A 20,621-nucleotide genomic window follows, 5' to 3' on the forward strand; every position below is an offset into this window, starting at 1 on the left:
CGGACTACGCTCCTGTTCCGTGCGCCACGATAACACAAACGGAGCGTGATCCGTTTGACCGAGAGGGAGATCCGGTCCGCGCGCTCGGACGCGGCCCGCAACCGTGACCAGGTGCTCGCGGTGGCGACGCGGTTGTTCGCCGAGGCGGACGCCGAGCCGTCGATGCGGGCGATCGCGCGGGAGGCCGGGGTCGGCATCGCCACGCTCTACCGGCACTTCCCCACCCGCGAGTCGCTGGTGGACGCCGTGTATCGGGGGCAAGTGGAGCGGTTGACGACCGGTGCTCGCGAGTTGCTCGAGCGCCTGCCTCCGGCGGCGGCGCTGCGCGGGTGGATGGATCTGTTCGGGGAGTGGATCGCGACCAAGAACGGGATGCTCGACACGCTGCGCGCGATGGTCGAGTCCGGGGAGATCGCTCATGCTCGCACCCGGGCGGAGTTGTTGGCGGCGGTGGGTGAGATCCTCGCGGCGGGTCGCGCGGCGGGTGAGTTGCGCGCCGATGTGACCGCGGAGGATGTCGCGGCGCATCTCATCGGCGTGTTCACCGTGGCGCGCCCGCCCGCGCAGGCCGCGCAGGCGCATCGTCTGCTGAATGTGGTGCTGGACGGTTTGCGTCCGCCCGCGGGGGGCGAATGAGGCTGGGCGCGTGGGGGTTCGGCGCGAGTGGGTGACGAGCAGGGCGGCGAGGGCGCGGGCTTGGAGGATGACGCCGACGTGTCCGGCGGCCAGGGTGTGGACGGTGAAGGGGTTGGCGGGGGTGCGCTGGTCGGCGTCGGTGATCATCTTGGTGGCCAGGGCCGGGGTGATGACGTGGTCGAGGGTGAGGCGGATGTAGGTGTGGGGGACGCGGCCCCAGGTGGCGGGGTCGATGCGGGCGTCGGCGAGGCTGGTGTGGGCGGCGTCCTCGGGTTGCATGCCGTAGTTGAGGACGGTGAGGGTTTGGTCGAGGGTGGCCTCGGGCATGTTGGTGCGGCGGAAGTCCTCGACGGCCGCGAGATCGGGGGAGCGCAGGTTGAACCGGATCAGGCCGCGCGACACCGGTTCCGGGCCGAGGAACAGGGAGTGGTGGGGGTCGGGGACCGGGACGCCCGTGGTGGCTTCGGGGGTGCGGCTCAGGGCCATGGCGCTGGGGGCCTCGGGGGTGGAGGGGCAGAACGCCGACAGGTAGATCAGGCGGTCGAGGGCGTCGGGGATGGCGTTGGCGACCAGGCCGAGGGTGATGCCGCCGAGGCTGTGGGCCACCGCGACGACGGGGCCGTGGTGGCGGACGCGTTGGACGACGTCGATGACGTGGGAGACGTTGTCCTGCACGGTGATCGAGGCCAGGGGTGAGGGGGCGGTGAGGAATTCGGGGATGTTCTGGGTGTGGTAGGCGGGTGGGATGGGGGCGGCGTCGAGGCCGTGGCCGGGGAGGTCGCTGGGCAGGCCGCGGTGGCCGAGGAGGGCGAGTTCGCGGATGACGGGGGTCCAGTAGTAGCTGGTGCTGGTGAGGCCGTGGATGAAGAGGAAAGTGGGTGTGGGCGTGGTGGTTTCGGGCATGGGTCCCCCCGGGTGTGATGGCTGTGGCTGGTGGGTTCCTTACCCGTGGGGGGTCGCGGTCAATCTTTTCGCAGGCCCGGGGGACGACCGAGGCCCCGCGATGGTTCGGGATGTGCGTGTTGCCGCGATTCTCGTGGTCGAGTCGCGATGTGTGTGCGACCGATCGTCCAGCCTCTCGAATCTCACCCGGTCGGAGAGGGAGGTGTGCGGGAACTCAATCGCTTGTGTCGCAACGGTTTTCGGCGGGAAGCGCCGGAATGTGGTGGTGGAGGCCGTATTCGGCGGCGTAGTTTTCGAGGCGGTCGGCGAGGTCGGTGGGGCGGCTGAGGGCGGGGGTGTGGCCGCCGTCGATTTCGTCGGGGGTGAGGTGGAGGCGGTCGTGGGCGACGCGGCGCAGGTAGGGGGGTGGGAACAGGCGGTCGTCGCGGCAGAGCAGGACGCGGGTGGGGGTGGTGGGCCAGGCGCGCAGGGGGGACGGTTCGCGCATGCGGGTCTCGGATTGGGTGCGTCCGCGGGCGCGGGCCGCGGCGGCGAGGTCGGGTGGGACGTCGTGGTAGAACACGTCGTCGAAGGCTTCGCGGGGTTCGTCGTGGTAGCGGGTGTGGGTCCAGTAGTCGGCGGGCGCCTCGCCGGGTGCGGGGATCATGGGCGCGAGGAGGATCAGCAGTTTCACCGCCGCCCGCTCGCACACCAGGGGCGCGACGAATCCGCCGAAGGATTGCGCGACGACGATGACGTCGCCGCGGTCGCCGAGGGCGTCGAGCACGGTGTCGGCGTACTCGACGAGCCCGGCCGAATCGTCGTCACACGGCAGATCGGGTGCGACGGTGTCGTGGCCGCGGGCCCGGAGTTCGGTTTCGACGAGGTGCCAGTGCCAGCCGACGTCTCCGGCGCCGTGGATGAACGCGAAGGTGGCCATGGGGGCAATCTACGCGGCGCGCCGAGGGTTTCGGAGTGCCTCAGGAGGAGGGTGCGCCCCACGCCTCGAGCCGATGGACCGCCCTGCCGTGCGGGCCATCGAAGTCCCCGTGGGTGACTCCCGCTCCCCGTGGCGTGCGGATACGCCAGGCGACCCCGGTCCATCGCCCGTCGCTGTCGAGGAACGCGTGTTCCTCGGCTCCCCCCAGGCAGATCGCGTCGATGAGGCTCGCCACGAAGGACAGGCGGCCGGGTTCGGCGATGGTCAGGTCGGCGAGACTGTCGATGCACCACCCTGTCCGGATCCGGACCGTCTCATCGTCGAAGCGTGTGATGACGATGCTGCGCGCGGAGTGGTCGGTGGGGACGAACTCCTTCGCCGAGACGATCACCTGGCCGTCGCTCAAATATGTTGTCCCGCCGTGTTTCACGGCGACGTCGCAGAGTTCGGGAACCAGGTCCTCCCATGTTCTTTCCCCCGCCACGGGTCTCCTCCCTCCCTCACACCCGACGCGAACCGCCGGGATTATCCGGCTGTTCGTCGAGCAACTCCACCAGCCGAGTCAGCGCCCGGGTCAACACTTTTCGGTCTTCGGCGTCGATGGTGTCCAGGGCGGTGGCGAAGCGGTGGATGCGGGCGGAGGTGAGGCCGTTGACGAGGTCGCGGGCGGGGTCGGTGGCGACGAGGAGTTGGGCGCGGCCGTCGACGGGGTCGGCGAAGCGTTCGAGGTAGCCGAGTTTCTCGAGGGCGGTGACGATGCGGGACATGGTGGGGGCGGTGACGCGTTCGGCGGCGGCGAGGTCGCCCAGGCGCATGGCGCCGCCGCGGACGAGGGTGGCCAGGGCGGCGGCCGCGCCGGGGCTGAGCGAGCCGAGGTCGCCGGAGCGGCGCAGCAGGCGGGTGATGCGGCCCAGGGCCAGGTAGAGATCGGCGGCCTCGGCGAGTTCCTCGGCGCTGCGGGTGTGCGCGTCGTGGATCATGGGGGGTCGCTCCTGGTCGAGTCGGGGCCGCTGGGGCCGTTTTCCGTGACGACCAGTATGCCTGGCGTTCGCGGGGCGGGAATGCGACGCGGCGGGGGTCGTGTTGGGGCTGGTATGCGCTACGCGATCTCGATTCCGCAGTTCTACGCCGACGGTGAGTTCGACCCGCGCGCGTTCGGGGCCTATGTGCGCCGCGCCGAGGAGCTGGGTTTCCACAGTGGCTGGACCCAGGAGCAGGTGCTCACGATGAACGCGATGCCGCAGTTGGGGGCGGTGGAGACGATGACCTACGCGGCGGCGCTGACCGAACGGTTGCGGTTGGGTTGCGCGGTGTTGGTGACCCCGTTGCACAGTCCGGTGCATCTGGCGCGGTCGCTGGCGACGCTGGATCAGCTGTCGGGGGGCCGGGTGGAGGTGGGGGTGGGCAGCGGCGGCACGCGGCGGCCGTTCGCGGCGTTCGGGATCGACCCGGAGGGGTTGATCACCCGGTTCACCGAGGGGATCGAGGTGATGCGCGCGTTGTGGTCGCGCCCGCGTGTGGATTTCGAGGGCCGGTTCTGGCAGTTGCGGGACGCGCGGATCCTGCCGGGCCCGGTGCAGAAGCCGGGCCCGCCGGTGTGGTTCGGCGGCGGGCATCCGAACGCGCTGCGGCGCGCGGCGCGCTTAGGGGACGGGTTCTTCGGGGCCGGGTCGGCCACGACCGCGGCGTTCGCCGAGCAGGTGCGCACGCTGCGCGCCGAACTCGCCGCGGCGGGCCGGGACGCGGCGGGGTTCCCGATCGCCAAACGCGTCTACATCGCCGTCGACGAGGACACGGACCGGGCGCGGCGACGGGTGGAGGACGCTCTCGAAAAATTGTATGGCACAACCGCTTTCGCGCCGGTGGCGGTGACGGGGACACCGCAGCAGTGTGTGGCGGGGGTGCGGGAGGTGATCGCGGCGGGCGCGGAGCTGGTGTTGTTCACGCCGTTGTTCGACGAGGCCGAGCAGATGGAGCGGGTGGCCGCGCAGATCGTGCCGGGGCTGGCGTGAGCGGGCGCGGGTATTCGGCCGCGCTGCTGGTGTACGCGTTCGCGGTGGTGATGCTGGGCACGACGCTGCCGACGTCGATGTACGGGTTGTACGGGGCGAAGCTGGGGTTCTCGGTGCTCACCACGACGATCGTGTTCGCCACCTACGCGGTGGGGGTGATCGCGGCGCTGGTGGGGGTGGGGCACTGGTCGGATGTGGTGGGGCGCCGCCCGATGCTGGCGGCGGGGCTGGGGTTGGCGGCGGCGAGTTCGCTGGTGTTCGTGACGGCGGGCCCGGTGTGGCAGTTGCTGATCGGGCGCGGGTTGTCGGGGTTGTCGGCGGGCGTGTTCACCGGGACGGCGACGGTGGCGATCGTGGAGGCGGCCCCGCCCGCGCGGCGCGAGTTCGCGGCGGTGGCGGCGACGATCGCGAACATGGGTGGGCTGGGGTTGGGGCCGGTGCTGTCGGGGGTGTTGGTGCGGTACGCGCGGTGGCCGTTGCAGTTGTCGTTCGTGGTGCATCTGGTGTTGCTGGCGGTGGCGGCCGCGGGCCTGTTGGCGGTGGCGGAGACGGTGCCGGTGACCTCGCGCAGACCGCCCGCGCCGCAGGGGCTTTCGGTGCCGTCGTCGGTGCGGGCGGTGTTCGTGCCCGCGGCGATCGCGAGTTTCGCGGGGTTCGCGGTGCTGGGGTTGTTCACCGCGGTGGTGCCGACGTTCCTGTCGGGGATTCTGGGGGTGTCCGATCACGCGGTGGCGGGGCTGGTGGTGGGGGTGATCTTCGCGGCGTCGGCGGTGGCGCAGGTGCTGGTGCGGCCGGTGCCCACGGCGGTGGCGTTGGTGGCGGGCTGTGGGGTGCTGGTGGTGGGGATCGGGGGGATTCTGGTGGCGTTGCTGGCGGGGTCGTGGGTGTGGCTGGTGGCGGGGGCGGTGGTGGCCGGGGCGGGGCAGGGGGTGACGTTCTCCAAGAGTGTGCGCGCGCTGGCGGAGGCGGCTCCCGCGCAGCGGCGCGCGGAGGTGATCTCGACGTTGTTCGTCGTTGCCTACCTGGCGATCTCGGTGCCGGTGGTGGGTGAGGGGTTGGCGGTGCGGTGGTGGGGGCTGCGCAGCGCGGGGATCACGTTCACCCTCGTGGTGGGGGCGCTGGCGGTCGTGGCGTTGGTGGCGTCGTGGGTGGTGAACGCGCCCGCGGTGCGCGCGGCCGGGACATCGAAGGTCGGCGGTGACCCGTCCCCCGGGGTGCGCGAATCACGCTGACCGGCAACGGTTTTCGACGGGTCAGGTGCGGGGTCCGCAGGGGTGGAAGGCGTGGGCGCCGACCTGGTCGGGGTCGATGATGTGGGCGATGAACAGTCGCGCGGCGGGGGTGGGGGTGCGGGTGGTGACGGCGTGCCAGGGGCGGTCGAGGGGGGTGCCGTCGACGGGGCGGGCGACGAGGGTGCCCTCGGCGAGGTCGGTTTCGACGGCGTCGCTGTGGATGAGGGTGACGCCCAACCCTTCTCGCGCGGCGGCGAGCACCGCGCCGTGGGTGCCGAGGGTGAGGGTGGGTGGGCGGATCTGGAGGCGGTCGAGCAGGGCGAGGGTGGTTTCCAGGGTGCCCGAGCCCTGCCCGCGCAGCAGCCAGGTGGCGGTGCGCGGGTCGGGGCAGCGGTGCGGGGCGCCGACGACGACGAGGCGGCTGGGGCGGCGCGCGCGCACGATCAGCCCGGTGTCGCGCGGCGGGCGCCCGGCGATGACGAGATCGGTTTCGTGGTGCTGTAATTCGATGAACAGCAGGTCGCGGGGGTGGATGGACAGCCCGACCTCGATATCGGGGTAGCGGTCGCGAAACGACGCCAGCAGCCGCAGCAGCACGTATTCCCCGGCGGTGGCGACGACGCCGATGCGCAGCCGCCCGGTTTCGGCGCGGCGCACCGCGGCGTGGGCCTCGTTCATCAAACCGAGGATGCTGCGGCAGTATTCGGCGTAGACGCGGCCGGCTTCGGTGAGGGTGATGCCGCGCCCGGATTTGGCGATCAGCTTGGCGCCCAACTGTTTTTCGATGTGGGCGACCGCGGCGGAGGCGGCGGCCTCGGTGATGTGCAGTTGGGCGGCGGCGCGGCGGATGGAGGCGTGGCGGGCCACGGCGAGGAAGGTCTGCATGCGGACCGCGCTCACGGTTCCCATCCACAGACGGTAGCAAACTCAACGATTCGGTTGAGCGAGACGAGGAACAATCGGATTGTCCCCCCGACCGGTGCGCCCGCATGCTGAATCGGCACGGTGAGGCGACCCCAGCTCCGGGAGGAACGATGGCCGAGGGAAAAGACCGGTGGGATCCCGGCGTTCAATCCTATGCGTCGATGGGATATTACGATCCGGACTATCAGCCGTCGGACACCGATGTGCTGGCGGTGTTCCGGGTGACCCCGCAGGCGGGGGTGGATCCGGTGGAGGCCGCGGCGGCGGTGGCGGGCGAATCGTCCACGGCCACTTGGACTGTGGTGTGGACCGACCGGTTGACCGCGCACGACCGGTATCGCGGCAAATGCTATCGGGTGGAGGAGGTGCCCGGCCGCGCGGGTGAGTACTTCGCCTATGTGGCTTACGATCTCGATCTGTTCGAGGAGGGGTCGATCACGAACCTCACCTCGTCGGTGATCGGGAACGTGTTCGGGTTCAAACCCCTGGCGGCGTTGCGGCTCGAGGACATGCGGATCCCGATCGCGTATGTGAAGACCTTCCCCGGTCCCCCGCACGGGATCGTGATGGAACGGGAGTATCTCAACAAGTACGGGCGGCCGTTGCTGGGGGCGACGGTGAAACCGAAACTCGGTCTGTCGGCGCGCAACTACGGGCGGGTGGTGTACGAGGCGTGCAAGGGTGGGCTGGATTTCACCAAGGACGACGAGAACATCAACTCCCAGCCGTTCATGCGCTGGCGTGATCGCTACCTGTTCGCCATGGAGGGCGTGAACCGCGCCGCCGCCGAAACCGGGGAATTGAAGGGCCATTACCTCAATGTCACCGCGGCGTCGATGGAGGACATGTACGAGCGCGCCGAGTTCGCGAAATCGCTGGGCAGCGTGATCATCATGATGGATCTGACCGTCGGCTACACCGCGATGCAGTCGATGTCGCACTGGGCGCGCCGCAACGGGATGCTGCTGCATCTGCATCGGGCCGGGCACAGCACCTATACGCGGCAGAAGACCCACGGGGTGAGTTTCCGGGTGCTGGCCAAGTGGTGCCGGTTGATCGGGGTGGATCATCTGCACGCGGGCACGGTGATCGGGAAACTCGAGGGCGACCCGCACACGGTGCGCGGGTTCTACGACACGTTGCGCGACAACCACATTCCCGCGAACCCGGTGAACGGGATCTTCTTCGATCAGCAGTGGGCGAGCCTGCCGGGGGTGATGCCGGTGGCCTCGGGCGGCATCCACGCCGGGCAGATGCATCAGTTGCTGGATCTGTTCGGCGATGATGTGATCCTGCAGTTCGGGGGCGGCACGATCGGGCATCCGCTGGGCATCGCGGCGGGCGCGGAGGCCAACCGGGTGGCGCTCGAGGCGGTGGTCAAGGCCCGCAACGAGGGCCGGGATCTGCTCGCGGAGGGGCCGGAGGTGCTGCGCCGCGCGGCGGCGGTGTCGCGGCCGCTGGATGTCGCGCTGGCGACGTGGGGGGATGTGACCTTCGACTACACCTCCACCGACGCCCCGGACGCCGTGCCCACGGCGAGCCGCTGAAATCCGCTGAAACTCGAGGAGCCGCAATGTTTCTGCGTCAGGGCACGTTCTCGCATCTGCCCGCGTTCACCGACGACGAGATCGCCGCGCAGGTGCGCTACGCGTTGCTGAACAACTGGCCGGTGTCGATCGAGTACACCGACGATCCGCATCCGCGCAACGTGTACTGGGAGATGTGGGGGCTGCCGTTGTTCGATCTGGACGAACCCGACGGGGTGCTGGCCGAGATCGCGGCCTGCCGGGCCACGTTCCCGCGCCACTACATTCGCCTCACCGCCTACGACGCCCGCTACGGGCGCCAGACCACGGCGTTGAGTTTCCTGGTGGCGCGCCCGCCGACCGAGCCGGGGTTCCGGCTCACGCGCACCGACGGCGACGACCGCCGCCAGCGCTACCAGCTGCACGCCTACGCCACCGACGCCCCCGCGGGCGCCCGCTACGGGCAGGACCCGTCGTGAGCGGGAACGCCATGTCCGACACCGGATTTCGCCTGCACCGGCCGGGCACCGCACCGGCCGCTGCGGAGGTGGAGGCGCCGCCGCCGCTGGGTGAGGACGCGGAGCTGGATCTGGCCGCCGACGACGCCGCCACGGAGGTGGAGGCGACCCTGGCGCGGTTGGACGCGGAGCTGGTGGGGTTGGCGAATGTGAAGCGGCGGGTGCGTGAGATCGCGGCGCTGCTGCTGATCGATCGGGCCCGCGCCCGCTTCGGGCTGTCCTCGACGCGTCCGACGATGCACATGAGTTTCACCGGCGGCCCGGGCACGGGCAAGACGACGGTGGCGTTGCGGATGGCGGAGATGCTGCACGCGCTGGGCTATCTGCGGAAACCCAAGGTGCACACCGTGACCCGCGACGATCTGGTGGGGCAGTTCATCGGGCACACCGCCCCGAAGACGAAGGAGGCGCTCGCCAAGGCCGCGGGCGGGGTGTTGTTCGTCGACGAGGCGTACTACCTGTTCCGGCCGGAGAACGAACGCGACTACGGGCAGGAGGTGATCGAGATCCTGTTGCAGGAGATGGAGACCGAACGCACCAGCCTGGTGGTGATCTTCGCGGGCTATCCGGATCGGATGGAGACCTTCTTCTCCGCCAATCCGGGCCTGTCCTCGCGGGTGGCCCATCACATCGAGTTCCCCGACTACAGCCCCGAGGAGTTGCTGGCGATCGCGGAACTGATGGTGGCGCACCAGAATTTCCGGTTCGACGCCGACGCGAACGTGGCGTTCGCGCAGTATCTGCGGTTGCGGATGGCGCGCCCGCGCTTCGCCAACGCGCGCAGTGTCCGCAACGCGCTGGACCGGTGCCGGTTGCGGCAGGCGAAACGGCTGATCGAGTTGGGGCGGCCGTTGCGCCGCGCGGACCTGATGACCCTGACCGCGGCGGATGTGCACGGTTCGAGCGTGTTCGCCGCGTCGGGCTGAGCAGAAAGGCACACGTCATGCCCGAGGGCCTGGTGACGTTGACCCGCTACACCATCGATCAGGAGCATCGCCATCCCGGGTCGTCCGGGGAGTTCTCGGCGTTGATCAACGTGGTCGCCACCGCCACCAAGATCGTCGCGAATCGGGTGACGCGCGGGCGCATCGCCGGGTCCTTCGGCGAGCGCGACGACGAGGATGCGTCCGCGGCGGGGCGGCGGCGGTTGGACGCGATCGCCAACGACATCATCATCGCCGAATCGCAGTGGACCGGGCCGTTGGCGGGGTTGTTGTCCGAGCAGATGGACGGGTTTCATCCGGTGCCCGCCGAATTCCGGCGCGGGAAGTACCTTTTGGTGTTCGATCCGCTGGACGGGTCGTCGAACATCGACGTGAATCTGCCGGTGGGCACGATCTTCAGTGTGTTGCGGGCCCCGGAGGGGCGGGAGGTGCGCGCGGCGGACTTCCTGCAACCGGGGGCGGCGCAGGTGTGCGCGGGGTTCACCCTCTACGGTCCGGCGACGATGCTGGTGTTGACCACCGGCAGCGGGGTGGACGGGTTCACCCTGGATCGGGAGGTGGGGGCGTTCGTGCTCACCCATCCGCGCATGCGCATCCCGCCGGAGACGTCCGGGTTCGCGATCAACGCCGCCAACGAACGGTTCTGGGAGCGGCCGGTGCGCCGGTATGTGGGCGAATGCCTGGAGGGCGCCGAGGGGCCGCGGGGGCGTGATTTCAACATGCGGTGGGTGGCGTCGCTGGTGGCCGACGTGTTCCACATCCTGACCCGCGGCGGGGTGTATCTGTACCCGTACGACACCCGCGCTCCGGGGCGGGTGTCGTTGCTGTACGGGGCGAATCCGATCGCGTTGGTGGTGGAGCAGGCCGGTGGGGCGGCCAGCACCGGGCACGAGCGGGTGCTGGAGGTGACCCCGACCGCGTTGCATCAGCGGGTGCCGTTGATCGTGGGGTCGCGCCACGAGGTCGAGCGCATCGAGCGCTATCACCGCGAACCGGAGGAGGGGCCGAGTTTCGACGCGTCGCTGTTCGGGACGCGGTCGTTGTTCCGTCCCGCCCGTCATTGAATCGTGTTGCCGCAGTGGAGGTTCGATGTCGTTCAAACATCCCGTCGTCGCCATCACCGGATCCTCGGGTGCGGGCACGACCAGTGTCACCCGCACGTTCTGTGAGATCTTCCGCCGGGAGGGGCTCACCGCGGCGATCGTGGAGGGGGACGCGTTCCACCGCTACGACCGCGGCGAGATGAAGGCGGCGATGCTGGCCGCCGAGCAGAACCGGGATCTGCATTTCTCCCATTTCGGGCCGGAGGCGAATCTGCTGACGGAGTTGGAGACGTTGTTCCGCGACTACGGCCAGTCCGGGGTGGGGATGGTGCGCCGCTATCTGCACGACGAGGCCGAGGCGAAACCCTATGGGCAGCAACCGGGGACGTTCACCCCGTGGGAGGAACTCGCGCCGGGCAGCGATCTGCTGTTCTACGAGGGGTTGCACGGGGCGGCGGTGTGCGGGGAGGTGGATGTGGCCCGCTACACCGATCTGCTGGTGGGGGTGGTGCCGATCATCAATCTGGAGTGGATTCAGAAGGTGATCCGCGACAAGACCGAACGCGGCTACTCCTCGGAGGCGGTGATCGATACGATCCTGCGGCGGATGCCCGATTACGTGAACTACATCTGCCCGCAGTTCTCCCGCACGTATGTGAATTTCCAGCGGGTGCCGACGGTGGACACGTCCAATCCGTTCATCGCGCGGTCGATTCCGACGGCGGACGAGTCGTTCGTGGTGATCCGGTTCGCCGATCCGAAGGTGATCGACTTCCCGTATCTGTTGTCGATGCTGCACGATTCGTTCATGTCGCGGCCGAATTCGATCGTGGTGCCGGGCGGGAAGATGGATCTGGCGATGCAGTTGATCTTCACGCCGTTGATCCTGCGGTTGATGGACAAGCGGCCCAAGCGGTTACGGTAGCCGCGCGTTGGCGCGGCGCGACCAGCGCAGGTCGGCAAGCCAGGTGTAGACGGCGACGATGAGGGAGCCGACGACGGCGGCGTAGAGCATGTCGCGGCCGGCGACGACGACACCGACGAGGCCGCCGAGCAGTCCGCCGAGCATGAACGACCCCCATTGCACGGCGTAGCCGAGCCAGTCGCGGTGGGTGCCGCCGGCGAGGTGGCGTTCGATGCCCTGGGCCATCTTCACCAAAGTGCCGGTGACGTAGGTGACGGGGATGGACACCTCGCCGCCGCGGACGAAGGAGGTGTTGAGCGCGCCCATCCCGAACGCGACGAACAGGATCGGGGTGAGGCCGAGGTCGTTGTCGTTCCAGTACAGCACCGAGTCGACCAGGGCGGCGGCGATGAGCGCGGCGGTGGTGAGCACGGTCGCGCCGTGCGGGTGGTTGCGCCACCAGTGGCGGCGGCACAGCGAGGCGACCACGACCCCGCCGAGGAAGCACGCGATGAGCCCGGCCGCGCCGATGGCCAGGGCCGCGTCGCCGAGGAAGCCGCCGAGCACGGCGCGTTCGGAGTTGCCGGTCATGAAGGTGACGAAGTAGCCCGCGGAGTGGGTGTAGGCGGCGGCGCCGATGAATCCGGCCAGGATCAGCAGGGCGGACGCGAGCCGGGTCTCCAGATTCCAGAACGGCTCGGGGGAGTCGGTGGGTTGCGGAGTCACAGCGACAGGCTAGCAACGCCTCGGTCGCGTCGCAGGGTGGGCGACGGGGCTGTTCGAGGGGTTTCGGGGTCGCCTGGTCTCGGCTGCTGTCTGATTGCTCTGGTCGTGGTGTCGGTGCCGGGTTCTACAGTGGCCGGGTGCGGGTGAGTTGGGATCAGGTGTTCGCGTGGCGGTTGCGGCGGCAGTTCGTGGCCCCGCGCGGCGACGCGGACGCGGTGGCGGTGGCCGACCGGTTGTGCGGGGTGCAGGCCCAGGTGGCCTCGGCGGCGGAAACGGCTGTGGCGCTGCGGCATTCGAGCGCCGCGCCGGGCGGGGTGGCGGCGGCGCTGCGGGCCGGGCGGCTGGTGAAGACGTGGGCGATGCGCGGCACCCTGCACGCGATGACACCCCCCTTCGCGGCGGCGGTGCTGTCGCTGCTGGCGTCGGCGCGCATCTGGGAGAAGCCGTCGTGGCAGAAGAACTTCGGGGCGAGCCCCGCGGAGGTGGCGGCGCTGACCGACGCGGTCGGCGCGGTCCTCGACGGCCGCGCCCTGTCCCGCGCGGAGCTGGTCGCCGAACTGCTGGCCGACTCGCGGTGGCATCGGCTGGGCGCCGAACTCGGGTCGGGCTGGGGCGCGCTGCTCAAACCCCTGGCCTGGCAGGGCGTCCTGTGCCACGGCCCGCTGCGCGGCGCCACCGTCACCTTCGCCCGCCCCGCCGACCTGCTCCCCGGCTGGCCCGGCCTCCCCGACCCCGCCGACGCGGGCCCCCGTGTGCTCGCCGCGTACCTGCGCGCCCACGGCCCCGCCACCGAGGACGCCTTCACCGCCTGGCTCGCCCGCGGCGCCCACCCGAAAAAGACCGTCCGCCAATGGTTTTCGGACCTCGGCCCCGACCTCACCGAAGTCGACGTCGAGGGCCGCCGCGCCTGGTGCCACACCGCCGACGCCGACACCCTCGCCACCACCACCCCCACCGACTCGGTGCACCTGCTCGGCCCCTTCGACCAATACCTCCTCGCCCCCGGCACCGCCGACACCGCCCTCCTCCCCGCCGCCCACCGCCCCGCGATCAGCCGCACCGCGGGCTGGATCTCCCCCCTCGTCCTCGTCCGCGGCCGCATCGCGGGCACCTGGGAGGTCACCGACACGACCCTCACCGCCACACTGTTCGACGGGGCACGCCCGGACCAGGACGCGCTGCGCGACGAGGCCACACATGTGGCGCGGGCGCTCGGGGTGCCGTCGCTGACGGTGGCGCTCGCCTGACCCGCCGCTCGCGCGCCGGGCTCCTCGGAACGTCTGCCCGTACGATGATGCCGACCAGTGACTTCTCTCCGAATGAGGGCCGATGACCGAACTGCCGGTGTGGGCGGAAGATCCGCGTGCCTTGGAGATCAGCGAAGAGGAGTACGACGGACTGCCCGACCATCTGCGCAAGATGATCGAGGTCATCGACGGCAAAGTGATTCTGTGCCAAAGCGGTTCGGCCGAGCACAGCGATATCGCCCGGCGGCTCGCCAACCGATTGGAGGCCGCCAAACCCGATGAGCCGTGCACACGGGTGTCCACGGACGTCGACGTGCATTTCACGCGGCGCCGCAAACGTGACCGGCCGCTGTCGTTCCGCCGCCCGGATGTGACCGTGTACCGGTGCGTCGAGCGCGGCACGAAACTGACCACGGCCGAGGCGCTGCTGGTCGTGGAGGTCGTCTCGCCGGGATCGGGCTACACCGATACCGTCGACAAGCTCGCCGAGTACGCCTACGAGGGCATCGCGGTCTACCTCATCGTGCACCTGGACAGCGAACTGTACGTGAAGATGATCCAGGAGTACCGGCTGGATTGGGCGAGCCGGGTGTACCGGTTGGCCGAGACGCACGAGGCGACGTTGTTGCTGGAGAGTCCGTTCCCGGCCGTGGTCGATTTCGCCGAGTTGGACGGGTAGCGGCCCGGCCGTCCTTGTACACGATCCCCCCGATTCCCGCTACTGTGACGACCGTCACAATGGCGGGTGTTGTCGCAGTTGGGCGGGTTGTAAGGGCGGTCGCGGGGGTTCACGCCTTGTTTGCCCGGTGCGGCGGCCGGGTACATGCCCTTTCCGTGCCGGTGTGGACGAATCGCACCGGCCCGGATCGAAGGGGTAAGCCGTGGAGGACCACGAACCACAGCCCGTTCCGCAGCGGCGGTCGGTGGCCGCGGCCGCGATGGGCAACGCGACCGAATGGTACGACTACGGTGTGTACGCGGCGACGGCCGGATATCTGACCGACGCGTTCTTCCCCGGGCATCTCGGGACGCTGGGCACGTTGCTCGGGTTCGCGATCTCGTTCCTGCTGCGCCCGCTGGGCGGGATGGTGTGGGGGCCGCTGGGGGACCGGGTGGGCCGGAAAGCGGTGCTGGCCACCACGATTCTGTTGATGGCCGCCGCGACCGGGTTGATCGGGGTGCTGCCCACCCACGCGAGCGTGGGGGTGTGGGCGCCGATCCTGCTGATCACGCTGCGGGTCGTGCAGGGGTTCTCCACCGGCGGCGAATACGGCGGCGCCGCAACCTATATCGCCGAGTCCGCGCAACGCGAGCGGCGCGGGTTCTTCGGCAGCTTCCTCGAATTCGGCACCCTCGCCGGATTCGTCGGCGGGTCGGCGGTGGTGCTGCTGTGCCAGGTGCTGCTGTCCGATCACGCGATGGACACCTACGGGTGGCGCATCCCGTTCCTGCTGGCGGTGCCGTTGGGGCTGATCGGCTGGTATCTGCGGGTGCGGTTGAGCGAGTCCCCGATCTTCACCGAGGTCGCCGCGGACGACAACCAGCCCACCGGCAGCCTGATCACCCTCGTCCGCGACTACCACCGCGAACTGCTCACCCTCGGCGGACTCGTGGTGGCGCTCAACGTCGTCAACTACACCCTGCTCGCCTACCAGCCCACCTACCTCAACAAGACCATCGGCCTGTCCGACACCACCACCACCGCGATGATGCTGATCGGGCAGCTGGTGATCATGCTGCTGCTGCCGCTCGGCGGCGGCCTCTCCGACCGGATCGGGCGCCGCCCGATGTGGCTGGTGTCGCTGATCGGGCTGGCGGTGCTCGCGGTGCCGATGTACTGGCTGATGGGGCAGGGCACCGGCTGGGCGATCCTCGGATTCGTGGTGCTGGGCGTGCTGTACGTGCCGCAGCTGTCGACGATCTCGGCGACCTTCCCCGCGATCTTCCCCACCCATGTGCGGTACGCGGGAATGGCGTTGGCCTACAACGTGTCCACCGCCGCGTTCGGCGGCACCGCGCCCCTGGTGAACGAGGCCGTCATCGACCGCACCGGCTGGACGCTGTTCCCCGCCTTCTACACCGTCGGCGCCTGCGTCGTCGGGATCGTGGCGTGGCTGTACCTGCGCGAGACCGTCGGCGCGTCGCTGCGCGGCACGACGGTCCCGCGCACCGACGAGATCCCCGCGGTGTCCCCGGCGTCCTAAGCGACTGTAAGGAATCCGCGACAAGCCTGTCGCCGCCGCGGCGGGCCCGGCCACAGTGATCGGATCGGCGACGCGAGCCGCGCGCCGCGATCCGAGGGAGGTCACGTGAGTTCGGGCCAGCCGGTGAGCGAACGCCGCGTCGTCGCCAACGTCCTGCGCGGATCCCTCGGCAACCTCATCGAATGGTACGACTGGTACGTCTACACCGCCTTCAGCGTCTACTTCGCGAAAACGTTCTTCCCGCAAGGCGATTCGACCGCGCAACTGCTGTCGACCGCGGCGGTGTTCGCGGTCGGATTCCTCATGCGGCCCCTCGGCGGCTGGCTGCTGGGCCGCTACGCCGACCGGTTCGGCCGCCGCGCCGCCCTCACCCTGTCGGTGACGGTGATGGCCGCGGGATCGCTGCTCATCGCGCTCACCCCCGGCCACCACAGCATCGGCGTCGCCGCACCCACCCTGCTGCTGGCGGCGCGACTGCTGCAAGGACTGTCCGTCGGCGGCGAATACGCCACCAGCGCAACGTATCTGTCGGAGGTGGCCGCGCCGGGCCGGCGCGGCTACTACTCGAGCTTCCAGTACGTGACCCTCGTCGGCGGGCAACTGGTCGCGCTCGCGGTGCAGATCGTGTTGCAGCAGCTGCTCACCGACACCCAGATGACCGACTGGGGATGGCGCGTCCCGTTCGCCGTCGGCGCGCTGGGCGCGATCATCGTCATGCTGCTGCGCCGCGGCATGGACGAATCCGCGGCGTTCGAGGCCCAAACGACCACCGAAAACCCTTCGCGCACACCATCATCGGAAACCCGCGGATCGCTGCGGGTGCTGGTGCGCTACCCGCGTGAATGCCTGCTCGTGGTCGGCCTCACCCTCGGCGGCACCATCGCCTTCTACACCTACACCACCTACATGCAGAAATTCATGATCAACACCTCGGGGATCGCGAAACCGACCGTCGCGTGGATCAACTTCCTCGCCCTGCTCGTGTTCGTGGTGCTGCAACCCCTCGCCGGCGCGCTCAGCGACCGCGTCGGACGCCGCGCGCTGCTGCTGTTCTTCGGCATCGCCGGCACCCTCGGCACCGTCCCGCTGATGACCGTCCTCGGCCACACCCGCAACCCCCTCGCCGCGTTCGCGCTGATGATGCTCGCCCTGATCGTCATCACCGGCTACACCTCCATCAACGCCGTCGTCAAAGCCGAACTGTTCCCCACCCGCGTGCGCGCCCTCGGCGTCGGCCTGCCCTACGCGCTCACCGCCGCCCTCTTCGGCGGCACCGCCGAAACCCTCGCGCTGCGCCTCAAACAGATCGGCCACGAATCCTGGTTCTTCTGGTACGTCTCCGCCGCCATCGCCATCTCCCTGCTCACCTACGGGTTCATGCGCGAAACCTCCCACCGATCCCCCCTCGACGACACCGACCCCGCCACCCACCCCGCGCGAGCACACTCGTGAACCCACCCGGTTACCGCTCGGCCACCCCGCCGGGACGCTACCATCGCCCTTCGGACGATTCGCCGACGATGTGGAGACCTGGCGCGGTGCGGTTGGCAGTGGTGGAGGACGACGACGGGGTGGGCGACGCACTGGTGGAGGCGCTGACGGTCCGCGGCCACCACGCCAAACGCCTCCGCCGCGGCCAGGACCTGCTCATCGCCCACCGCGGCTACGACGCGGTCATCCTCGACCTCGGCCTGCCCGACGGCGACGGCCTGCACGTCCTGCGCCAACTGCGCGAGGTCAGCCCCGTGCCGGTGGTCATCCTCACCGCCCGCAGCGACGAACGCTCCATCGTGCGCGGACTACGCGGCGGCGCCGACGACTACGTCATCAAACCACCCCGCATCGCCGAACTCCTCGCCCGCCTCGAGAACGTCACCCGCCGCGCCCAGGCCGCCACCGAACCCGCCCCCCGCCTCGTCGTCACCGGCGACGTCCGCGTCGACCTCGCCGCCCGCCGCGTCGAGGTCGCCGGGCAACCGATCGCGTTGACCGCCAAGGAATTCGAACTCGTCGAAGCCCTCGTCGAACGCCCCGGCGCCGCCGTCAGCCGCCAACAACTCATGGACCGCATCTGGGGCGACGCGTTCGTCGCGGTCTCCCGCTCCCTCGACGTGCACATGGCCGGACTGCGCCAGAAACTCGACCGCCCCGGCCTGATCACCACCATCCGCGGCTACGGATACCGCTGGGGCGAATGAGACGACGCCTGCTCGTGGCGTTGACCGCGTTCGCCACCATCGCGGTCCTCGCCTTCGCCGCACCCCTGTGCTCGATCGCCGCCACCAGCCGCACCCAGCAACTCGTCGCCGGCCGCACCGGCGACGCCGACCGCTTCGCCACCCTCGCCGACACCGCCGCCGAAAGCGGCGACACCCACGCCCTCGCCGCGGAAGTCGGCCGCTACCACCAGCTCTACGGCGAACCCGTCCTCGTCGTCGACGCCCGCGGCCAACCCCTCGTCAACGCCGGCGTCGACCCCACCGACACCGGCGTCCAAGCCGCGCTCGCCGCCGCCCGCCGCAACCAACGCCCCGCACCCATCGCGCAACTGCTGCCGTGGACACCCACCACCGTGCTCATCGCCCGACCCATCGGCACCGGCGTCCAGGTCCACGGCGCGGTCCTCATCGCCGCCTCCACCGCCCCCGCCCGCGCCGACATCCTGCGCACCTGGGGCATCGTCGGCGGCGGCGCCCTCGTCGCCATGACCCTGTTCACCGCGCTCGCGCTCCTGCTCGCCCGCTGGGTGCTGCGCCCCCTCGCGGACCTGTCCACCGCCGTCGCCGCGCTGACCGCGTCACTGCCCACCCCCCGCCCCGGCCCCGCCACCCCCAGCACCCACCCCCACAGCGGACCCCCGGAAATCCTCGCCGTCGCCGCGTCCGTGGACACCATGGCCGCCGCGGTCCTCGACTCCCAACGCGCCCAACGCCAACTCGTCGCCGACACCGCCCACGCCATGCGAAACCCCCTCGCCGCGTTGACCATTCGACTCGACTCCCTCGAACCCGCCATCCCCGCCCACGCCGCCGCCACCTTCCACGGCGCCGTCACCGAAGCCGAACGCCTCACCGGCCTGCTCGACGGCCTGCTCGACCTCGCCGTCGCCGAAGGCAGCCACGACCACGACCGCCCCGGCGCCGACGACCACTGCGACGCCGCCCGCGTCATCGACGACCGACTCGACGCCTGGCACACCGCCTTCGACCACGCCGGACAACACCTCACCGCCGACACCACCCCCACCGGCATCGACGTCGCCGTCCCCGCCGACGTCCTCGCCCAGATCCTCGACGTCGCCCTGTCCAACTCCTGCCGCTACGCCGGACCCGGCGCCCACACCCACCTCACCCTCACCCCCACCGACACCACCGTCACCCTCACCGTCAGCGACGACGGCACCGGCGTCCCCGCCGACGAACTCGACCACCTCACCACCCGCTTCTTCCGCGGCTCCACCGCCACCGCCGGCGGCTCCGGACTCGGCCTGCCCATCGCCGCCGCCCTCACCACCGCCCACCACGGCCACCTCACCGTGCGACCCGTCCACCCCCACGGGCTCGCCGTCGTCGTCGAACTCCCCAAGGCCCCCGCATGACCCCGAACCGCCGCCGATTCCTCACCGCCGCAACCGGATTCGGCGCCGCCCTGCTCACCGGCTGCGGACCCGCCACCCCACCCACCGTCCGCGTCGCCGCCGGCGAAATCGGCGGCTTCTACCACGCGTTCACCGCCATGCTCGCCGACGTCGCCGCCGAAACCGCCACCATCCGCATCCACCCCGTCACCACCATGGGCTCGCTGGCCAACCTCGACCTGCTCACCCGCGGCGACGCCGACGCCGCCCTCACCCTCGCCGACGCCGCCCAACACACCCCCGACCACCTCACCGCCATCGGCCGCGTCTACGAGAACTACCTGCAACTCGCCGTCCGCGCCGACGCACCCCTCACCGACATCCGCCAACTGCGCGGCGCGCGCCTGAGCCTCGGCGCACCCGGCTCCGGCGCCACCTTCACCGGCGAACGCCTGCTCCGCGCCGCCGACCTCGACCCCGACACCGACCTCACCGTCACCCACCTCGCCCTGCGCGACGCCGTCACCGCCCTCACCGACCGCACCGCCGACGCCCTGCTGTGGGCCGGGGGAGTACCCACCGCCCTGCTCGACGTGCCCCGCTCCCTGCGGCTGATCGACATGGGCGCCCTCGCCCAACCCATGCGCGACCGCTTCGGCTACCTCTACGACCGCGTCATCATCCCCGCCGACGCCTACCCCGCCACCCCCGCCGTGCAAACCATCGGCGTCGCCAACCTGCTCGTCACCACCCCCGCCCTGCCCGACGACACCGCCGACGCCCTCACCGAACTGCTCATCACCCACGCCGACCGCCTCGTCCCCGCCGTCGCCGCCGGCACCCAATTCCTCGACGTCCGCTCCCTCATCGGCACCGACGGCATCGGCCTGCACCCCGGCGCGGCCCGCGTCTACCGCCGCTACCACGGCTGAGCACCCTCACATCGGCGACGGCCCCGACGGCGCGCTCATCCACGGCGACACCACCACCGGCAACGGCACCACCGGATCGTAGGCCGGCCGCGTCCCCCGCCCGCCCAACAACACCACTGCCGCCACCACCAACCCCACCGCGACCAGAACACCCACCACCAACCGCACCCACCCCCAGCGCCTTTCCCCACCGACCACCATCGCGCCCCCTCCGCACCGAAAGACCTCACCCCGCGAATCGCTTTGCGGCAGCGAACGTTACGGGGCGAGTCCCCGGAACGCCGGAATCCACTCCGGCCCCAGCCGGCCCGACACCCGCAGGCGCAGCGGGCCGCGCGGCCATACTGGACTCCCGCGGGGTTGCCGAAGTCCCG

The 20,621-nt window shown here is 70.5% G+C and carries 21 protein-coding genes and 1 pseudogene; 15 read left to right on the plus strand and 7 right to left on the minus strand.

The window, feature by feature from the left end:
• Positions 1 to 54: 54 nt before the first annotated feature.
• A complete protein-coding gene (locus ACWDSJ_RS32165; RefSeq protein ID WP_450036404.1) occupies positions 55 to 636 on the plus strand; it encodes a TetR/AcrR family transcriptional regulator in 582 nt (193 codons plus the stop codon).
• 510 nt (positions 637 to 1,146) lie between these two features.
• Here the strand turns inward: ACWDSJ_RS32165 and ACWDSJ_RS32170 are convergent.
• From ACWDSJ_RS32170 to ACWDSJ_RS32185, 4 genes and pseudogenes are all read right to left on the minus strand, one after another.
• A pseudogene (locus ACWDSJ_RS32170) lies at positions 1,147 to 1,539 on the minus strand (alpha/beta hydrolase); the annotation flags it as partial.
• A gap of 214 nt (positions 1,540 to 1,753) precedes the next feature.
• Positions 1,754 to 2,458 carry an alpha/beta fold hydrolase gene (locus ACWDSJ_RS32175; RefSeq protein ID WP_450036406.1) on the minus strand — a complete coding sequence of 235 codons (705 nt, stop codon included), beginning with the start codon at positions 2,456 to 2,458 and terminating at the stop codon, positions 1,754 to 1,756.
• 40 nt (positions 2,459 to 2,498) lie between these two features.
• Positions 2,499 to 2,942: a hypothetical protein gene (locus ACWDSJ_RS32180; RefSeq protein ID WP_450036408.1), complete on the minus strand. Its 444-nt coding sequence runs from the start codon at positions 2,940 to 2,942 to the stop codon at positions 2,499 to 2,501.
• Between the two features lie 16 nt (positions 2,943 to 2,958).
• The gene (locus ACWDSJ_RS32185; RefSeq protein ID WP_387370771.1) at positions 2,959 to 3,438 is read right to left on the minus strand and encodes a MarR family winged helix-turn-helix transcriptional regulator; all 480 of its coding nucleotides are present in this window, start codon (positions 3,436 to 3,438) and stop codon (positions 2,959 to 2,961) included.
• A 114-nt stretch (positions 3,439 to 3,552) separates the two neighbouring features.
• Between ACWDSJ_RS32185 and ACWDSJ_RS32190 the strand changes: the two genes are divergently transcribed.
• The gene (locus ACWDSJ_RS32190; protein ID WP_450036410.1) at positions 3,553 to 4,470 is read left to right on the plus strand and encodes an LLM class flavin-dependent oxidoreductase; all 918 of its coding nucleotides are present in this window, start codon (positions 3,553 to 3,555) and stop codon (positions 4,468 to 4,470) included.
• Entirely contained in the window at positions 4,467 to 5,702 is a 1,236-nt protein-coding gene (locus tag ACWDSJ_RS32195) for an MFS transporter (RefSeq protein WP_450036412.1), read from the plus strand. Before ACWDSJ_RS32190 ends, ACWDSJ_RS32195 begins: the two co-directional genes overlap by 4 nt.
• A gap of 21 nt (positions 5,703 to 5,723) precedes the next feature.
• On the opposite strand, the gene ACWDSJ_RS32200 is transcribed toward ACWDSJ_RS32195, so the two are convergent.
• Positions 5,724 to 6,611, minus strand: a complete 888-nt coding sequence (locus ACWDSJ_RS32200) for a LysR family transcriptional regulator (RefSeq protein ID WP_450036413.1) — start codon at positions 6,609 to 6,611, stop codon at positions 5,724 to 5,726.
• 125 nt (positions 6,612 to 6,736) lie between these two features.
• Here ACWDSJ_RS32200 and ACWDSJ_RS32205 point away from each other — a divergent pair, with 125 nt between their 5' ends.
• From ACWDSJ_RS32205 to ACWDSJ_RS32225, 5 genes are read left to right on the plus strand one after another with little or no spacing between them, the layout of a single operon-like run.
• Complete coding sequence (locus ACWDSJ_RS32205; RefSeq protein ID WP_450036414.1) at positions 6,737 to 8,173, plus strand: form I ribulose bisphosphate carboxylase large subunit; 1,437 nt, start codon at positions 6,737 to 6,739, stop codon at positions 8,171 to 8,173.
• A gap of 26 nt (positions 8,174 to 8,199) precedes the next feature.
• Complete coding sequence (locus ACWDSJ_RS32210; protein WP_450036415.1) at positions 8,200 to 8,631, plus strand: ribulose bisphosphate carboxylase small subunit; 432 nt, start codon at positions 8,200 to 8,202, stop codon at positions 8,629 to 8,631.
• Positions 8,628 to 9,596 carry an AAA family ATPase gene (locus ACWDSJ_RS32215; RefSeq protein ID WP_450036417.1) on the plus strand — a complete coding sequence of 323 codons (969 nt, stop codon included), beginning with the start codon at positions 8,628 to 8,630 and terminating at the stop codon, positions 9,594 to 9,596. Before ACWDSJ_RS32210 ends, ACWDSJ_RS32215 begins: the two co-directional genes overlap by 4 nt.
• Before the next feature lie 17 nt (positions 9,597 to 9,613).
• Complete coding sequence (locus tag ACWDSJ_RS32220) at positions 9,614 to 10,678, plus strand: class 1 fructose-bisphosphatase (protein ID WP_450036418.1); 1,065 nt, start codon at positions 9,614 to 9,616, stop codon at positions 10,676 to 10,678.
• Positions 10,679 to 10,703: 25 nt separating this feature from the next.
• A complete protein-coding gene (locus ACWDSJ_RS32225; protein ID WP_387370787.1) occupies positions 10,704 to 11,582 on the plus strand; it encodes a phosphoribulokinase in 879 nt (292 codons plus the stop codon).
• Here ACWDSJ_RS32225 and ACWDSJ_RS32230 read toward each other — a convergent pair.
• The gene (locus tag ACWDSJ_RS32230) at positions 11,574 to 12,287 is read right to left on the minus strand and encodes a YoaK family protein (RefSeq protein ID WP_450036420.1); all 714 of its coding nucleotides are present in this window, start codon (positions 12,285 to 12,287) and stop codon (positions 11,574 to 11,576) included. The genes ACWDSJ_RS32225 and ACWDSJ_RS32230 overlap by 9 nt on opposite strands.
• 137 nt (positions 12,288 to 12,424) lie before the next feature.
• On the opposite strand from ACWDSJ_RS32230, the gene ACWDSJ_RS32235 reads away from it, so the two are divergent.
• From ACWDSJ_RS32235 to ACWDSJ_RS32265, 7 genes are all read left to right on the plus strand, one after another.
• A complete protein-coding gene (locus tag ACWDSJ_RS32235) occupies positions 12,425 to 13,534 on the plus strand; it encodes a winged helix DNA-binding domain-containing protein (protein WP_450036421.1) in 1,110 nt (369 codons plus the stop codon).
• 82 nt (positions 13,535 to 13,616) lie between these two features.
• Entirely contained in the window at positions 13,617 to 14,213 is a 597-nt protein-coding gene (locus ACWDSJ_RS32240) for a Uma2 family endonuclease (protein ID WP_450036423.1), read from the plus strand.
• Between the two features lie 259 nt (positions 14,214 to 14,472).
• The gene (locus ACWDSJ_RS32245) at positions 14,473 to 15,738 is read left to right on the plus strand and encodes an MFS transporter (RefSeq protein WP_450036481.1); all 1,266 of its coding nucleotides are present in this window, start codon (positions 14,473 to 14,475) and stop codon (positions 15,736 to 15,738) included.
• A gap of 105 nt (positions 15,739 to 15,843) precedes the next feature.
• Positions 15,844 to 17,190: an MFS transporter gene (locus tag ACWDSJ_RS32250; protein WP_450036424.1), complete on the plus strand. Its 1,347-nt coding sequence runs from the start codon at positions 15,844 to 15,846 to the stop codon at positions 17,188 to 17,190.
• A gap of 86 nt (positions 17,191 to 17,276) precedes the next feature.
• Positions 17,277 to 17,936, plus strand: a complete 660-nt coding sequence (locus ACWDSJ_RS32255; protein ID WP_387370797.1) for a response regulator transcription factor — start codon at positions 17,277 to 17,279, stop codon at positions 17,934 to 17,936.
• A complete protein-coding gene (locus ACWDSJ_RS32260; RefSeq protein WP_450036425.1) occupies positions 17,933 to 19,336 on the plus strand; it encodes a sensor histidine kinase in 1,404 nt (467 codons plus the stop codon). The genes ACWDSJ_RS32255 and ACWDSJ_RS32260 overlap by 4 nt, the downstream gene beginning before the upstream one ends.
• The gene (locus ACWDSJ_RS32265) at positions 19,333 to 20,247 is read left to right on the plus strand and encodes a TAXI family TRAP transporter solute-binding subunit (RefSeq protein ID WP_450036427.1); all 915 of its coding nucleotides are present in this window, start codon (positions 19,333 to 19,335) and stop codon (positions 20,245 to 20,247) included. The genes ACWDSJ_RS32260 and ACWDSJ_RS32265 overlap by 4 nt, the downstream gene beginning before the upstream one ends.
• A gap of 6 nt (positions 20,248 to 20,253) precedes the next feature.
• On the opposite strand, the gene ACWDSJ_RS32270 is transcribed toward ACWDSJ_RS32265, so the two are convergent.
• Positions 20,254 to 20,448: a hypothetical protein gene (locus ACWDSJ_RS32270; RefSeq protein ID WP_450036429.1), complete on the minus strand. Its 195-nt coding sequence runs from the start codon at positions 20,446 to 20,448 to the stop codon at positions 20,254 to 20,256.
• Positions 20,449 to 20,621: the final 173 nt, after the last annotated feature.

It is taken from the genome of Nocardia sp. NPDC003482 (assembly GCF_053588115.1).

Coding starts and splice junctions, on each gene's coding strand:
- ACWDSJ_RS32175 (WP_450036406.1), bottom strand. CDS start 2,458: ATGGCCACCTTCGCGTTCATCCACGGCGCCGGAGACGTCGGCTGGCAC.
- ACWDSJ_RS32210 (WP_450036415.1), top strand. CDS start 8,200: ATGTTTCTGCGTCAGGGCACGTTCTCGCATCTGCCCGCGTTCACCGAC.
- ACWDSJ_RS32240 (WP_450036423.1), top strand. CDS start 13,617: ATGACCGAACTGCCGGTGTGGGCGGAAGATCCGCGTGCCTTGGAGATC.
- ACWDSJ_RS32265 (WP_450036427.1), top strand. CDS start 19,333: ATGACCCCGAACCGCCGCCGATTCCTCACCGCCGCAACCGGATTCGGC.
- ACWDSJ_RS32260 (WP_450036425.1), top strand. CDS start 17,933: ATGAGACGACGCCTGCTCGTGGCGTTGACCGCGTTCGCCACCATCGCG.
- ACWDSJ_RS32190 (WP_450036410.1), top strand. CDS start 3,553: ATGCGCTACGCGATCTCGATTCCGCAGTTCTACGCCGACGGTGAGTTC.
- ACWDSJ_RS32245 (WP_450036481.1), top strand. CDS start 14,473: ATGGGCAACGCGACCGAATGGTACGACTACGGTGTGTACGCGGCGACG.
- ACWDSJ_RS32225 (WP_387370787.1), top strand. CDS start 10,704: ATGTCGTTCAAACATCCCGTCGTCGCCATCACCGGATCCTCGGGTGCG.
- ACWDSJ_RS32270 (WP_450036429.1), bottom strand. CDS start 20,448: ATGGTGGTCGGTGGGGAAAGGCGCTGGGGGTGGGTGCGGTTGGTGGTG.
- ACWDSJ_RS32220 (WP_450036418.1), top strand. CDS start 9,614: ATGCCCGAGGGCCTGGTGACGTTGACCCGCTACACCATCGATCAGGAG.
- ACWDSJ_RS32200 (WP_450036413.1), bottom strand. CDS start 6,611: ATGGGAACCGTGAGCGCGGTCCGCATGCAGACCTTCCTCGCCGTGGCC.
- ACWDSJ_RS32185 (WP_387370771.1), bottom strand. CDS start 3,438: ATGATCCACGACGCGCACACCCGCAGCGCCGAGGAACTCGCCGAGGCC.
- ACWDSJ_RS32205 (WP_450036414.1), top strand. CDS start 6,737: ATGGCCGAGGGAAAAGACCGGTGGGATCCCGGCGTTCAATCCTATGCG.